At 70.3% G+C, this 13,568-nt stretch carries 9 protein-coding genes; 7 read left to right on the forward strand and 2 right to left on the reverse strand.

The features are described 5' to 3' along the window. On the reverse strand, nucleotides 1-807 hold an 807-nt coding region (locus ACFWUY_RS25935; protein ID WP_384113798.1), incomplete at its 3' end, for an ROK family protein. 172 nt (nucleotides 808-979) lie between these two features. Between ACFWUY_RS25935 and ACFWUY_RS25940 the strand changes: the two genes are divergently transcribed. The 4 genes from ACFWUY_RS25940 to ACFWUY_RS25955 are packed head-to-tail and all read left to right on the forward strand — an operon-like array spanning nucleotide 980 to nucleotide 5,580. After that, nucleotides 980-2,284 carry an ABC transporter substrate-binding protein gene (locus ACFWUY_RS25940; RefSeq protein ID WP_384113802.1) on the forward strand — a complete coding sequence of 435 codons (1,305 nt, stop codon included), beginning with the start codon at nucleotides 980-982 and terminating at the stop codon, nucleotides 2,282-2,284. An 11-nt stretch (nucleotides 2,285-2,295) separates the two neighbouring features. Continuing rightward, nucleotides 2,296-3,288: a carbohydrate ABC transporter permease gene (locus ACFWUY_RS25945; RefSeq protein WP_384113809.1), complete on the forward strand. Its 993-nt coding sequence runs from the start codon at nucleotides 2,296-2,298 to the stop codon at nucleotides 3,286-3,288. 28 nt (nucleotides 3,289-3,316) lie between these two features. Beyond that, complete coding sequence (locus ACFWUY_RS25950; protein WP_384114074.1) at nucleotides 3,317-4,156, forward strand: carbohydrate ABC transporter permease; 840 nt, start codon at nucleotides 3,317-3,319, stop codon at nucleotides 4,154-4,156. Nucleotides 4,157-4,188: 32 nt separating this feature from the next. Beyond that, on the forward strand, nucleotides 4,189-5,580 hold the full coding sequence (locus ACFWUY_RS25955; RefSeq protein ID WP_384113815.1) for a GH1 family beta-glucosidase: 1,392 nt from the start codon (nucleotides 4,189-4,191) through the stop codon (nucleotides 5,578-5,580). A 607-nt stretch (nucleotides 5,581-6,187) separates the two neighbouring features. Here ACFWUY_RS25955 and ACFWUY_RS25960 read toward each other — a convergent pair. Then, nucleotides 6,188-7,429 carry an NAD(P)/FAD-dependent oxidoreductase gene (locus ACFWUY_RS25960; protein ID WP_384113821.1) on the reverse strand — a complete coding sequence of 414 codons (1,242 nt, stop codon included), beginning with the start codon at nucleotides 7,427-7,429 and terminating at the stop codon, nucleotides 6,188-6,190. Nucleotides 7,430-7,900: 471 nt separating this feature from the next. Here ACFWUY_RS25960 and ACFWUY_RS25965 point away from each other — a divergent pair, with 471 nt between their 5' ends. The 3 genes from ACFWUY_RS25965 (at nucleotide 7,901) to ACFWUY_RS25975 (ending at nucleotide 13,560) form a co-directional block, all read left to right on the forward strand. Next, nucleotides 7,901-10,096, forward strand: coding sequence for a discoidin domain-containing protein (locus ACFWUY_RS25965; protein WP_384113828.1), 2,196 nt, complete (start codon nucleotides 7,901-7,903; stop codon nucleotides 10,094-10,096). Nucleotides 10,097-10,224: 128 nt separating this feature from the next. Continuing rightward, the gene (locus tag ACFWUY_RS25970; protein ID WP_384113835.1) at nucleotides 10,225-12,408 is read left to right on the forward strand and encodes a discoidin domain-containing protein; all 2,184 of its coding nucleotides are present in this window, start codon (nucleotides 10,225-10,227) and stop codon (nucleotides 12,406-12,408) included. A gap of 36 nt (nucleotides 12,409-12,444) precedes the next feature. Further along, nucleotides 12,445-13,560, forward strand: coding sequence for a DUF1996 domain-containing protein (locus ACFWUY_RS25975; protein ID WP_384114077.1), 1,116 nt, complete (start codon nucleotides 12,445-12,447; stop codon nucleotides 13,558-13,560). Nucleotides 13,561-13,568: the final 8 nt, after the last annotated feature.

Here is a 13,568-nt window from a genome sequence, read left to right on the forward strand (position 1 = left end):
GCCCCGGGCCCCGCACCGGCAGCGGCGCCCCCGGACCCGTACCGTCAGATGGCCCCACTCCACGGCCCTACCCGGCCCCAGCGGGTCGGTGACCACGCAGGCGCCGACGCCCGAGCCGAACAGCACCACCACGGCACTGCGCGCGCCCCGCCCGGCGCCGAACCACATCTCGGCCTGGCCCAGGGTCTTGGCGCCGTTGTCGATCCAGTACTGCACGTCCTCGGGCAGCTCCACGGCCGCGCGCAGCAGGCGTTCGAAGGGGACCGCGTCCCAGCCGATGGTCTGGCCGTGCACGACCGCGCCGTCCCCGGCGTCCCCGGCCACGATGCCGGGCACGCCGACGCCGACGCCCAGGAGACGCTCGGCGGGCACGTCGACGGTGCGCAGCACCTCGGCGATGCCCTCCCGGACGTGGCCGACGACGAGGTCCACGTCGTAGCGGGCCGTGCGGGGACCGGAGCTCGCCAACGGGCGTTCGGTGCGGGCGAGTTCGGTGAGGGTGAGGTCGAACAGCTCGATCCTGATCCGGGTCTCGCCGATGTCGACGCCGATCATGTAGCCGCTGGCGGGGGTGATCCGCAGCAGGGTACGGGGGCGGCCGCCGGCCGAGTCGACGCTGCCCGCCTCCTCGACCAGGCCCTCCGCGACGAGTTCCGCGACCACGTTGCTGACCGAGCCGGAGCTGAGGCCGGTGGCCGGACCGAGCATGAGGCGGCTCATCGGCCCGTCGAAGTACAGCCTGCGCAGAACGGCGGTGCGGTTCTCACGCCGCAGGTCACGCACCGTACGACCAGTTCTCGCGTGCACTTTGGTCCCCGTCTCTGAAGTCGTTCGTTGCAACATACCCGCACTACAAGCCTTGACGCGACCTTCTCATGGGGTTTAACTCACATCCTAAATTAAGCCGATGTGACGGCGGTGCTTCCAGACGCTCACCGCATCGGCCCCCCGTCGTCGTCCCCGAAAGGGCCCACGAGCCATGCGCAGAATCAGAGCCGCTGTCACCGGTGCCGTCACCCTCTCCCTGGTCCTCACGGCCACCGCCTGCGGCGGCGGTGAGGGGAGCGAGGCGTCGCCGAAGACCCTCACCTACTGGGCCTCCAACCAGGGCTCCAGCCTCGAGGTCGACAAGAAGGTCCTGCAGCCCGAGCTCGACCGGTTCGAGAAGCAGACCGGGATCAAGGTCAAGCTGGAGGTGATCCCGTGGGCCGACCTGCTCAACCGGATCCTCACCGCGACCACGTCCGGCCAGGGCCCCGACATCCTCAACATCGGCAACACGTGGAGCGCCTCGCTGCAGTCCACCGGCGCCCTGCTGCCGTGGGACGCGAAGAACTTCGAGGCCATCGGCGGCAAGGACCGCTTCGTCGACTCCGCGCTCGGCTCCACCGGCATCGCCGGCAAGGACCCGGCCGCCGTGCCGCTCTACTCCATGGCGTACGCGCTCTACTACAACAAGAAGATGTTCAAGGACGCCGGCATAGCGAAGCCGCCGACCACCTGGGACGAGCTGATCGCCACCGGCAAGAAGATCAGCAAGGACGGCAAGTGGGGCATCGGCGTCGAGGGATCCAACCTCTCCAACAACATCCACCAGGTCTTCGTCCTCGGCAAGCAGCACGGCGCCGACTTCTTCACCGCCGACGGCAAGCCGGACTTCACCTCGGACGGGGCCGTCGCCGCCGTCAAGCAGTACGTCGACCTCATGGCCGCGCAGAAGATCGTCGCCCCCGGCAACGCCGAGTACGCCCAGAACCAGTCCCTCAGCGACTTCGCCAAGAACAAGACCGGCATGGTCCTGTGGCAGACCCCGTCGCAGACCTTCGAGTCCCAGGGCATGACCCCGGAGGAGTGGGGCGTCGCCCCCGCCCCGGTCCCGTCCGGCAAGCCCGGCGCGGGCAGGCAGACCAACTCCATGGTCGCCGGCATCAACATGGCCGTCTTCAAGAACACCAAGAACCTCGACGGCGCGCTGAAGTTCGTGAAGTTCATGACCAGCGACGACGAGCAGATCCTCCTCAACAAGGCCTACGGCTCGGTCACGCCGGTCAAGACCGCGCAGAACGACCCGGTGTTCGCCGACCCGTGGCTCGCCGTCATCCGCGACACCCTCGCCACCAGCGCCGCCGCCCTGCCGCAGGTCCCCGAGGAGTCGCAGTTCGAGACGGTCGTCGGGACCGCGGTCAAGGAGCTGTTCGCCGACGCCGCCGCGGGCCGCGCGGTCACCACGGAGTCCGTGCGGGCCAAGCTCGAAAAGGCCCAGCAGCAGATGCCCAAGAAGTAGGCCGCCCCACCATGACCGAGACCGCCGTCACTCCCCCGAGTGAGCGGACGGTGCGCAAGGCCACACCCGGAGAGGCGCGCGCACCACGCCGCTCCGGGCGTCGCCGCATCGCACTGCCGTACCTCCTGCTCCTGCCCGCCCTGCTCCTCGAACTCCTCGTCCACCTCGTCCCGATGCTCATGGGCATCACCATGAGCTTCCGCGAGCTCACCCAGTTCTACATCCGGAACTGGTCCGAAGCGCCCTGGTCGGGGCTCGACAACTACACCCTCGCGATCGATTTCGACGCCCCCGTCGGCGAGGCGCTCCTGAAGTCGTTCCTGACGACGTGCCTGTTCACCGTCCTGTCCGTGGGGCTGTGCTGGCTCCTCGGTACGGCCGCCGCGATCTTCCTCCAGGAGAACTTCCGGGGCCGCGGCTTCCTCCGGACCCTGTTCCTCGTCCCGTACGCGCTGCCCGTCTACGCCGCCGTCATCACCTGGGCGTTCATGTTCCAGCGGGACAACGGCATCATCAACCACGTCCTCCACGACCAGCTCGGCATCGGCGACAGCCCCGCCTTCTGGCTCATCGGGGACAACAGCTTCTGGGCCCTGCTCGTCGTCTCCGTGTGGAAGGGCTGGCCGTTCGCCTTCCTCACCGTCATGGCGGGACTGCAGAACATCCCCCGGGACATGTACGAGGCGGCCGCCCTCGACGGGGCCGGCGTGTGGAAGCAGATCCGGCACATCACGCTGCCGTCGCTGCGGTCGGTCAACCAGGTCCTCGTGCTCGTCCTCTTCCTCTGGACGTTCAACGACTTCAACACGCCGTTCGTGCTCTTCGGCAAGGCCGCGCCCGAAGCCGCCGACCTGATCTCCCTCCACATCTACCAGTCGTCCTTCCAGACGTGGAACTTCGGCACCGGTTCGGCCATGTCCGTGCTGCTCCTGCTCTTCCTCCTCGTCGTCACGGGCGTCTACCTCCTGCTCACCACCCGCGGAAGGAAGGCCACCGATGTCTAGGCACGCCCAGCCGGTTCCGCGCTCCCCCATGGCCGCGCCCCGGTCGTTCCTCTGGACCCGGCGGATCTTCCTCACCCTGCTCACCGCTTTCGTGGTGCTGCCGGTGTACGTGATGATCTCCAGCTCCCTCAAACCCCTCGAGGACGTCTCGGGGAAGTTCGAGTGGATCCCCTCCGGGCTCACCCTCCGGCCGTACGTCGACATCTGGGAGACCGTCCCGCTCGCCGACTACTTCGTGAACTCGATCGTCGTCGCGGGCGCGGCCACGGTGTTCTCGGTGGTCGTCGCGATCTTCGCCGCGTACGCCGTCAGCCGCTACACCTTCCGCGGCAAGCGGGTCTTCACGGTGACGGTCCTGTCCACGCAGATGTTCCCCGGCATCCTCTTCCTGCTGCCGCTCTTCCTCATCTACGTCAACATCGGCAACGCCACCGGCATCGCCCTCTTCGGCTCCCGCGAAGGGCTGATCCTCACCTATCTGACCTTCTCGCTGCCGTTCTCCATCTGGATGCTGACCGGGTACTTCGACTCGATCCCGCGCGAACTCGACGAAGCGGCGAAGGTCGACGGCTGCGGGCCGATCAGCGCGCTGTTCCGGGTCATCGTGCCGGCGGCGTCACCGGGCATCATCGCCGTCGCCGTCTACGCCTTCATGACCGCCTGGGGCGAGGTCCTCTTCGCCTCCGTCATGACCAACGACACCACGCGCACCCTCGCCGTCGGGCTCCAGGGGTACGCCACCCAGAACGACGTCTACTGGAACCAGGTGATGGCCGCCTCCCTCGTGGTGAGCGTCCCCGTCGTCGTCGGCTTCCTGCTCCTCCAGCGCTATCTCGTCGCCGGCCTCACCGCGGGCGCGGTCAAGTGACGCCCTCCCTACCGACAACGAAGAGGTTCTCCATGTCCGAATCCACCGACTCCGACACCTCGCTCGATCTGGAGGCGTTTCCCGCGGACTTCTCCTGGGGCACGGCGACCTCCGCCTACCAGATCGAGGGCGCCGTCGCCGAGGACGGCAGGGCTCCGTCCATCTGGGACACCTTCTCCCGTGTCCCCGGCGCGATCGACAACGGCGACCACGGCGACACCGCCTGCGACCACTACCACCGGTGGCCCGAGGACATCGCCCTGATGAAGGGCCTCGGCGCCGACGCCTACCGGCTGTCCGTCGCCTGGCCGCGCGTCGTCCCCGGCGGCGACGGACCCGTCAACGCGGCCGGGCTCGACTTCTACGACCGGCTCGTCGACGGCCTCCTCGACGCCGGGATCACCCCGTCCGTCACCCTCTACCACTGGGACCTGCCCCAGGCCCTCCAGGACCGGGTCCGAGACAGCCACGGCGGCTGGACCGAGCGGGCCACCGCCGAGCACCTCGCCGCGTACGCCTCCGTCGTCGCCGAACGCCTCGGCGACCGGGTCACCCGGTGGGCCACCCTCAACGAGCCGCTCTGCTCGGGGTGGATCGGTCACCTGGAGGGCCGCATGGCCCCCGGACTCACCGACCTCACGGCCGCCGTGCGCGCCTCGTACCACCTTCTCCTCGCCCACGGTCTCGCGACCCAGGCCATTCGCGCCGCCGCCCCCGGCGCCCGGGTCGGCCTGGTCACCAACCACTCCACCGTCGAGCCCGCCTCCACCCGGCCCGAGGACATCGCCGCCGCCGCCCGCATGGACGGCCACACCAACCGCTGGTGGCTCGACCCCGTGTACGGCCGGGGCTTCCCCACCGACATGCGCGAGCTGTACGGGGTCGAACTCCCCGAGCGCCAAGGGGACATGGACACCATCGCCGCGCCCCTCGACTGGCACGGCCTCAACTATTACTTCCCGGTCACCGTCGCCGACGACCCGACGGGCCCCGTCCCGTACGCCCGTGAGGTGCGCCTCCCCGACGTGCCCCGCACCGGCATGGACTGGCAGATCGACGCCGGCGGCCTCGAGGCCTTCCTGCTGCGGCTCACCGAGGACTACGGCGTCCGGAAGCTGTACGTCACCGAGAACGGCTCGGCCTTCCCCGACACCGTCGGCCCCGACGGCGAGGTCCACGACCCGGAGCGCGCCCGCTACCTGGAGCAGCACCTCGCGGCCTGCGCCCGGGCGTTGCGCAAGGGCGCGCCGCTCGCCGGGTACTACGCCTGGTCCCTGCTCGACAACTTCGAGTGGGCCTACGGCTACGACAAGCGCTTCGGCCTCGTCCACGTCGACTACGCCACCCAGCGCAGGACGGTGAAGACGAGCGGCCGCCGGTACGCGGACATCGTCCGCGCCCACCGGGAGGCGACCGCCGGCTGACCGGTGCCCGTCATGAGTCTCCGGAAGGCCGCCCCGCGGGGCGGCCTTCCGGAGAGCGAGGCGGTGCTCCGGTCGCACGGGGCGTACGGGCGTACGGGCGTACGGGCGTACGGGCGTACGGGCGTACGGCCACGGTCGCCCTCCCGCCCGGGGCCCGTGCCCTTCCCGCACCAGGAGCGTCCTCCAGGTCCGCCGTGGTTCCGCCCCGGCCCCGGGCACCGAGGGGCTCACCGTCGAACAGCCGCACCGGACCCTCGGCCCGATGACGACATGGCACCCGGCGTCGAAGGGGTTTCCACCGCCCCGTCCACCGGGTGGAACTCGCCGACGGGCGGAGTCCGGTGCTCGGGATCGGGAACGCATCCCCACGGGCACGGCGCGGACCACGTCCGGCGGTGGGAGGGCCTCCCCGGCGGGTGACCGCTGGGAGCACGAGGTCTCCACCGCCTTCGCCCACCAGGACGGCACCACCGGTTCGCACCTCTCGGCGTGCGGAGTCGGCCGCGCCGCACCACTTCGTCAAGCACGGGCCGGCGACCACGGGCCGCACGAGGACCCGATGCCCACGGCGACGGACCTGTGGTGACCGCCTGATCGACGGGACCTCCTAGCGCCGCAGGTCGTGCAGTACCTCGCGGGCGGCCCGTGCGCCGGAGGCCAGCGCGCCCTGGACGGAACCGGTGGCACGGTGGTCGCCGCACACGTACCGGCCGGGAGCCACCCGTGTGGTGCGGATCAGGGGCTGCGGCGGCGTCATGACGGGCAGCGCGTCCTCGACGGTGCGGACGGTCAGCAGGTCCCAGCCGTCGGTGCCGGTTCCGTACGCCTCGCCGAGCGCCGCCCGGACCTCATGCTCACGGCCCTCCGCGTCCCGGCCGAGGACCGAAGTGGCGACGAGGGCGTGGCCGGGCGGGGCGAAGGCGGGCACGACGTCGCTGAGCACGCAGGTGTTGAGGAAGCGGCGCCGGGTGTCCACGAGCAGCGTCGGCTCGCCGAGGGGGGACCGGGGGGCGACGTGGTAGTACGTCGTCACGATCCGGTAGTCGGGCACGGCGATTCCGGGGAGGAGTGCCGTGACGGGCCCGGGACCGGTGGCGACGACGACGGCGTGCGCGGGAATCTCCTGACCCGCGGCCGTCAGCGCGCCCTCGTCCGTGAGCTCTGCCACGGGGCTCTCCAGCCGTACGGCACCCGGGGGCAGAGCGGCGGCGAGAGCCCGAGGGACCGCTCCGACGCCCGCGGTGGGCAGGCACAGGGTGCCGCGCAGCATGCTCCGCCACACCAGGTGGAACATCCGGGCGGAGGTCTCCAGGTCCTCCTCCAGGAAGACTCCCGACAGGAAGGGGCGGAAGAACCTCTCGACGAACGCGTCGGAGATCCCGGCGCCCGCGAGCGCGGCGCGGGTGGTGGTGTCGGCGCGCCGTGTGAGCCGACGGGGCGGCATCAGCGTGTCACGGGCGGACAGCAGGCCGAGTGCCGCAAGGTCGCGGGGCCCGGCGAGGCGGCCCGGCAGCAGGTCGGGCAGCGTACGCGGGCGGCGGGTGGGGTCGCTGAAGCGGAGCCGCCCGGAAGGGCTGTGGATGAGGACTCCGGGGGTGAAGGGCCGCAGCCTCAGGTCCTTCAGGGAGAGCCGGCGCCGGACCTGGGGGTAGGACGTGTTGAAGACCTGAAACCCCCGGTCCACGACGAAGCCCTCGACCCGGTCCGACCGCATCCGGCCGCCGACCTCGTCCCCGGCTTCCAGCACCCGTACGCCGAGACCGGCCGCCAGCAGATCCCGGGCGCACGCGAGGCCCGCGGCACCGGCTCCGACCACCAGTACGTCCGTCGCGTCCTGGGCTGCGGACATACGACCACCTCTCCCACCGGTCGACGCGGCCTGTGCCGCTCGTTCCCCGTGTTCCACGCGTCACCCGGTCGTGGATGCGGTACGCCCCTCCCGTTCAGGCGCCGCCCGTATGCGCCTGAACGCTTCGACGCCGGTCTCCTCCGCGTCCTGTCACGCGGCCGCCCGTTCCATCGGATCGACGAGGAGGCCGGTGCGCGCCGCCGATGAACTGGGGCTCCGCCGCGCATGACACCCCCGCCGCGCGTGCCCTGTCTTCGACGTGCCCGCCCCCGATCCCCCGTCCCGCGGTCCTCAACGGTGCCGTGTGTCCGGTGGGAGGACGGTACGCGGGTGACGGAGGACCATTGAGGTCGACACTTAATGAAAGTCAAAAGAAAAGCCGTGTCATATGGCTTGACCGTCAACTCGCCGCGCGGGCAAGGTTTCGGAGAGCGCTCGCCCACCCTTCCCCCATGCATTCAGAGGAGACCCATGTCCTCCCTCGGGTCCCCGCCGGTCTTCCGGCGACCCGCCTCAGCCGTCCGACGGGCCACCGTCGGCGCACTCGTCTCGTCCCTGGCCGGCAGCCTGCTGGCCCTGGCCCCGGCGACGACGGCACAGGCCGCCCCCACCCTGCTCTCGCAGGGGAAGACGGCCACCGCCTCCTCCACCGAGGGACCCGCCTTCGCGGCGAGCGCCGCGGTCGACGGGAACCTCACCGGCACCCGCTGGGCCAGCTCCTGGCAGGACTCCCAGTGGCTCCAGGTCGACCTCGGCAAGAGCGCCACGCTCAGCCGCGCCGTCCTGACCTGGGAAGGCGCCTACGGCAAGAGCTACCAGATCCAGGCCTCCGAGAACGGCACCGACTGGCGGACCGTCACCGCCGTCAGCGCCGGCGACGGCGGCACGGACGAGGTCACCCTTTCCGGAACCGGCCGCTACATCCGCATGAACGGCCTCACCCGGGGCACCGGATACGGCTTCTCGCTCTGGGAGTTCCAGGTCTACGGCAGCACCGACGGCAGCGGCCCGACCCTCCCCGGCGGCGGCGACCTCGGTCCCAACGTGCACGTCTTCGACCCGTCCACGCCCGGTATACAGACCAAGCTGGACCAGGTCTTCCAACAGCAGGAGTCGGCCCAGTTCGGCTCCGGGCGGCACGCCTTCCTCTTCAAGCCCGGTACGTACAACAACCTCAACGCGCAGATCGGCTTCTACACCCAGATCGCCGGTCTCGGGCTGCGTCCCGGCGACACCACCATCAACGGTGACGTGACCGTCGACGCGGGCTGGTTCAACGGCAACGCCACCCAGAACTTCTGGCGCGGTGCGGAGGGTCTGACCCTCAACCCGGTCAACGGCACCAACCGGTGGGCGGTCTCGCAGGCGTCCTCGTTCCGCCGCATGCACGTCAAGGGCGGGCTCAACCTCGCGCCGAACGGCTACGGCTGGGCCAGCGGCGGCTACATCGCCGACTCGAAGATCGACGGCCAGGTCGGCAACTACTCGCAGCAGCAGTGGTACACCCGGGACAGCTCCATCGGCGGCTGGTCCAACAGCGTCTGGAACCAGACCTTCTCGGGCGTTCAGGGCGCACCGGCCAACGCGTTCCCCGAGCCCCGCTACACCACGCTCGACACGACGCCGATCTCGCGCGAGAAGCCGTACCTCTACCTCGACGGCAACGAGTACAAGGTGTTCGCGCCCGCCAAGCGGGTCAACGCCCGCGGCACCAGCTGGGCGAACGGCACCCCCCAGGGTGAGTCCATCCCGCTGAACCAGTTCTACGTGGTCAAGCCCGGCACCACCGCCGCCACCATCAACCAGGCGCTCGACCAGGGCCTGCACCTGCTGTTCACGCCCGGCGTCTACCACGTCGACCAGACCATCAACGTGAACCGCGCCAACACCATCGTGCTCGGCCTCGGCCTCGCGACGATCATCCCGGACAACGGCGTCACCGCGATGAGGGTCGCCGACGTCGACGGCGTCCGGCTCGCCGGCTTCCTCATCGACGCCGGACCGGTCAACTCCCCGACGCTGCTGGAGGTCGGGCCCCAGGGCGCCGGCGCCGACCACGCCGCCAACCCCACCACCGTGCAGGACGTGTACATCCGCATCGGCGGCGCCGGCGCGGGCAAGGCCACCACCAGCATGGTCGTCAACAGCGACGACGCCATCGTCGACCACACCTGGGTGTGGCGCGCCGACCACGGCGAGGGCTGGGGCTGGGAGACCAACCGCGCCGACTACGGCGTCCGCGTCAACGGCGACGACGTGCTCGCCACCGGCCTGTTCGTCGAGCACTTCAACAAGTACGACGTCGAGTGGTACGGCGAGCGCGGCCGCACCATCTTCTACCAGAACGAGAAGGCGTACGACGCCCCCAACCAGGCCGCCATCCAGAACGGCACGACGAAGGGGTACGCCGCCTACCGCGTCGACGACTCGGTGAACACCCACGAGGCGTGGGGACTCGGCAGCTACTGCAACTACAACGTGGACCCGACCATCGTCCAGGACCACGGCTTCAAGGCACCCGTCAAGCCGGGCGTGAAGTTCCACAGCCTCCTGGTGGTGTCCCTCGGCGGAATGGGCCACTACAACCACGTCATCAACGACACCGGGGCGTCCACCATCCCCGCCGGCACCTCGACCGTGCCGTCCACCGTCGTCTCCTTCCCCTGACACCCGTCCGGGACGCGCCACTGACCACGGCGCGTCCCGGCCCCTCCCACGCCTTCCGGGCGGCACTCGTGTCCCCGCTGCGCCGCCCGGAAGACCATCCCCTGCCCGTTGTCCGTCCAGGAGCCGCAATGACCGCGATCACCGACCCGACGACACGAAGGCGCGTCCGCAAGCGCACCCGCACCACGGGTTCCCTCATCTCCCTGGGTGCCCTGCTCGCCACCTCCGCCACCCTGCTGACCTCCGCCCCCGCCACCGCCGCGGAGACGCTCCTCTCCCAGGGGAAGCCCGCCACCGCCTCGTCGAGCGAGGGCGCCGCCTGGTCCCCGGCCGCCGCCGTCGACGGCGACCTCACCGGAACCCGCTGGGCGAGCCAGTGGACCGACGCCCAGTGGATCCAGGTCGACCTGGGCAGCCGCTCGGACATCAGCCGCGTCGTCCTGAACTGGGAGGGCGCGTACGGCAAGGCGTACGACATCCAGCTCTCCGACAACGGCACCGACTGGCGCACCGTCACGTCCGTGACCGCCGGCGACGGCGGCACCGACGAGCTCGCGGTCACCGGCACCGGCCGCTACGTGCGCCTCCAGGGCGTCACCCGGGGCACCGGCTACGGCTACTCCCTGTGGGAGTTCCGGGTCTACGGCGGCGGCACCACGCAGCCCGGCCCCGGCGGCGCGGTCAAGGTCACCGGCTCGCAGAGCAACTGGCAGCTGACCGTCGGCGGGCAGCCGTACACCGTGAAGGGCCTCACCTGGGGCCCGGCGATGGCCGACGCCCCCCGCTACATGCCGGACCTGAAGTCCATGGGCGTCAACACCGTCCGGACCTGGGGGACGGACGCCTCCAGCAAGCCGCTGCTCGACGCCGCGACCGCCAACGGCCTCAAGGTGATGAACGGCTTCTGGCTCCAGCCCGGCGGCGGCCCCGGCTCCGGCGGCTGCGTCAACTACGTCACCGACACGACGTACAAGAACAACATGCTCACCGAGTTCGCGAGGTGGGTCGACACCTACAAGTCCCACCCGGCGACGCTGATGTGGAACGTCGGCAACGAGTCCGTCCTCGGTCTGCAGAACTGCTACGGCGGGACCGAGCTGGAGGCCCAGCGCAACGCGTACACGACCTTCGTCAACGACGTCGCCAAGAAGATCCACTCGATCGACCCCGACCACCCCGTGACCTCCACGGACGCGTGGACCGGTGCCTGGCCGTACTACAAGCGCAACGCCCCCGACCTCGACCTGTACTCGATGAACTCCTACGGCAACCTCTGCAAGGTGCGCCAGGACTGGATCGACGGCGGCTACAACAAGCCGTACATCATCACCGAGGGCGGCCCCGCCGGCGAGTGGGAGGTCCCCGACGACGTCAACGGCATCCCGGACGAGCCGACCGACGTCCAGAAGGCCGACGGCTACACCACGGGCTGGGGCTGCGTCACCGGCCACCAGGGCGTCGCCCTCGGGGCCACCCTCTTCCACTACGGCCTCGAGCACGACTTCGGCGGCGTCTGGTTCAACCTCGTGCCCGACGGGCTGAAGCGACTGTCGTACTACGCCGTCAAGAAGGCGTACACCGGCTCCACCGCCGGCGACAACACCCCGCCGGTCATCACGAACATGACCGTCAGCCCGGCCTCCGCGGCTCCGGCGGGGCGTGAGTTCACGGTCCGCGCCGACATCCGCGACCCCGACGGCGACCCGATCACACCCAAGATCTACCTCAGCGGAAACTACGCCAACGGCGACAAGCGCCTCGTCGACGCGCAGTACCGCTCCCTGGGCAACGGCACCTTCGCGGTCACCGCGCCCGAGAAGCTCGGTGTGTGGAAGGTCTACATCCAGGCCGAGGACGGCCGCGGCAACGCCGGCATCGAGACGAAGTCCGTCAAGGTCGTCGCCCCGCCCGTCGCCGGCACCAACATCGCCCTGAACAGGCCCACCACCGCCTCCTCCGCCCAGGCCTCCTACGGTGACTGCCCGTGCCCGGCCACGAACGCCACCGACGGCAACACCTCCACCCGCTGGGCCAGCGACTGGAGCGACCCGCAGTGGATCCAGGTCGACCTCGGCTCGGTCCGCTCCTTCAACCGGCTCCAGCTGGTCTGGGACCCGGCCTACGCCCGCGACTACACGGTCCAGGTCTCCGACAACGGGACGACCTGGCGGACCGTCCACACCACCACCGGCGGCAACGGCGACATCGACACCATCGAGACGGCCGCCACCGCCCGGTACGTCAAGCTCCAGCTCACCGCGCGCGGCACCGGCTGGGGCTACTCGCTCCACGAGTTCGGCGTCTACAGCTGACGCCCTGAGGAGAACGAGGAGATCACGATGACCATGATGAGAATCCGCGGCCGGACCCTGTCCGCCTTACTGCTCGCCGCCGCCCTGGGCGCCTCCGCCCTGGCCGTCGACACCTACAGCGCCGCCACCGCCCACGGCGGGAGCCGAGCCTCCGCCTCCGCCCACGGCGGACACGGCACCCACGCGGCCGGCACCTCCCCCGTCGCGCACGTGATGGGCGCTTCCGCCCTCCCGTCGGGCGACGACCCGGACGGCGACGGATACATCCTCGCCAACCCGCAGGTCACCGGCGTGACTCCGTCGACCGCGGTCCCGCCCCCGGCCTACCATCACGAGTTCCAGGCCGGCTGCTCCGTCACCCACACCGCGGCGGACGACCCGATCGTCTACCCGGGCCGGTTCGGCGCGTCCCACGACCACACGTTCATGGGCAACACCTCCACCGACGCCGCCAGCACCACCGGCTCGCTCTACGGAGGGAACACCACCTGCAAGGCGCCGGCGGACTCCTCGGCGTACTGGATGCCCTCGCTGTACAAGGGTGACCAGAAGATCCTGCCCGTGGGCCCGCAGGTCATCTACTACAAGGCCGGCGTCACCGACTACCGGAGCGTCCGTCCCTTCCCCAAGGGGCTGCGGTTCGTCGTCGGCAACCCGATGCAGAGCGCCCAGGAGTTCCGCGGTCACAAGGGCTTCGTCGAGGGCTGGGAATGCGGTGACAGCTTCTTCAACACCGACTTCCCGGCGAGTTGTCCGAGCCGGCCCGACGTGCAGCTCAACCTGCGCATGCAGGCCCCCAGTTGCTGGGACGGCAAGTACCTCGACACCCCCGACCACAAGAGCCACATGGCCTACACGGTCGTCAAGCCCGGCACCAACGACAACATGTGCCCGGCCTCCCACCCGGTCGCCCTGCCGATGATCGAGTTCAAGATGGCGTGGCCGGTCAACGGCGACATGTCCCAGGTCCGGCTCTCCAGCGGCCGGGGCCACTCCTTCCACTACGACTTCTTCAACGCGTGGGAGGAGCGCACCCTCAAGGCCTTGGTCGACCACTGCATCGTCGGCGGCCTGCAGTGCGACACACGGGGCTTCGACCTGTACCGCCCCGAACGCGGTGCCGTGCTGAACGCGGACCACCGTCTGCCCTGACCCGTCAC

This window comes from Streptomyces sp. NPDC058664 (genome assembly GCF_042716635.1).
Lineage (GTDB): Bacteria > Actinomycetota > Actinomycetes > Streptomycetales > Streptomycetaceae > Streptomyces.

What these genes read in the sequence shown, in the direction of transcription:
- ACFWUY_RS25950 (WP_384114074.1), top strand. Translation starts at nt 3,317, where the DNA reads ATGGCCGCGCCCCGGTCGTTCCTCTGGACCCGGCGGATCTTCCTCACC.
- ACFWUY_RS25960 (WP_384113821.1), bottom strand. Translation starts at nt 7,429, where the DNA reads ATGTCCGCAGCCCAGGACGCGACGGACGTACTGGTGGTCGGAGCCGGT.
- ACFWUY_RS25965 (WP_384113828.1), top strand. Translation starts at nt 7,901, where the DNA reads ATGTCCTCCCTCGGGTCCCCGCCGGTCTTCCGGCGACCCGCCTCAGCC.
- ACFWUY_RS25945 (WP_384113809.1), top strand. Translation starts at nt 2,296, where the DNA reads ATGACCGAGACCGCCGTCACTCCCCCGAGTGAGCGGACGGTGCGCAAG.
- ACFWUY_RS25975 (WP_384114077.1), top strand. Translation starts at nt 12,445, where the DNA reads ATGAGAATCCGCGGCCGGACCCTGTCCGCCTTACTGCTCGCCGCCGCC.
- ACFWUY_RS25955 (WP_384113815.1), top strand. Translation starts at nt 4,189, where the DNA reads ATGTCCGAATCCACCGACTCCGACACCTCGCTCGATCTGGAGGCGTTT.
- ACFWUY_RS25970 (WP_384113835.1), top strand. Translation starts at nt 10,225, where the DNA reads ATGACCGCGATCACCGACCCGACGACACGAAGGCGCGTCCGCAAGCGC.
- ACFWUY_RS25940 (WP_384113802.1), top strand. Translation starts at nt 980, where the DNA reads ATGCGCAGAATCAGAGCCGCTGTCACCGGTGCCGTCACCCTCTCCCTG.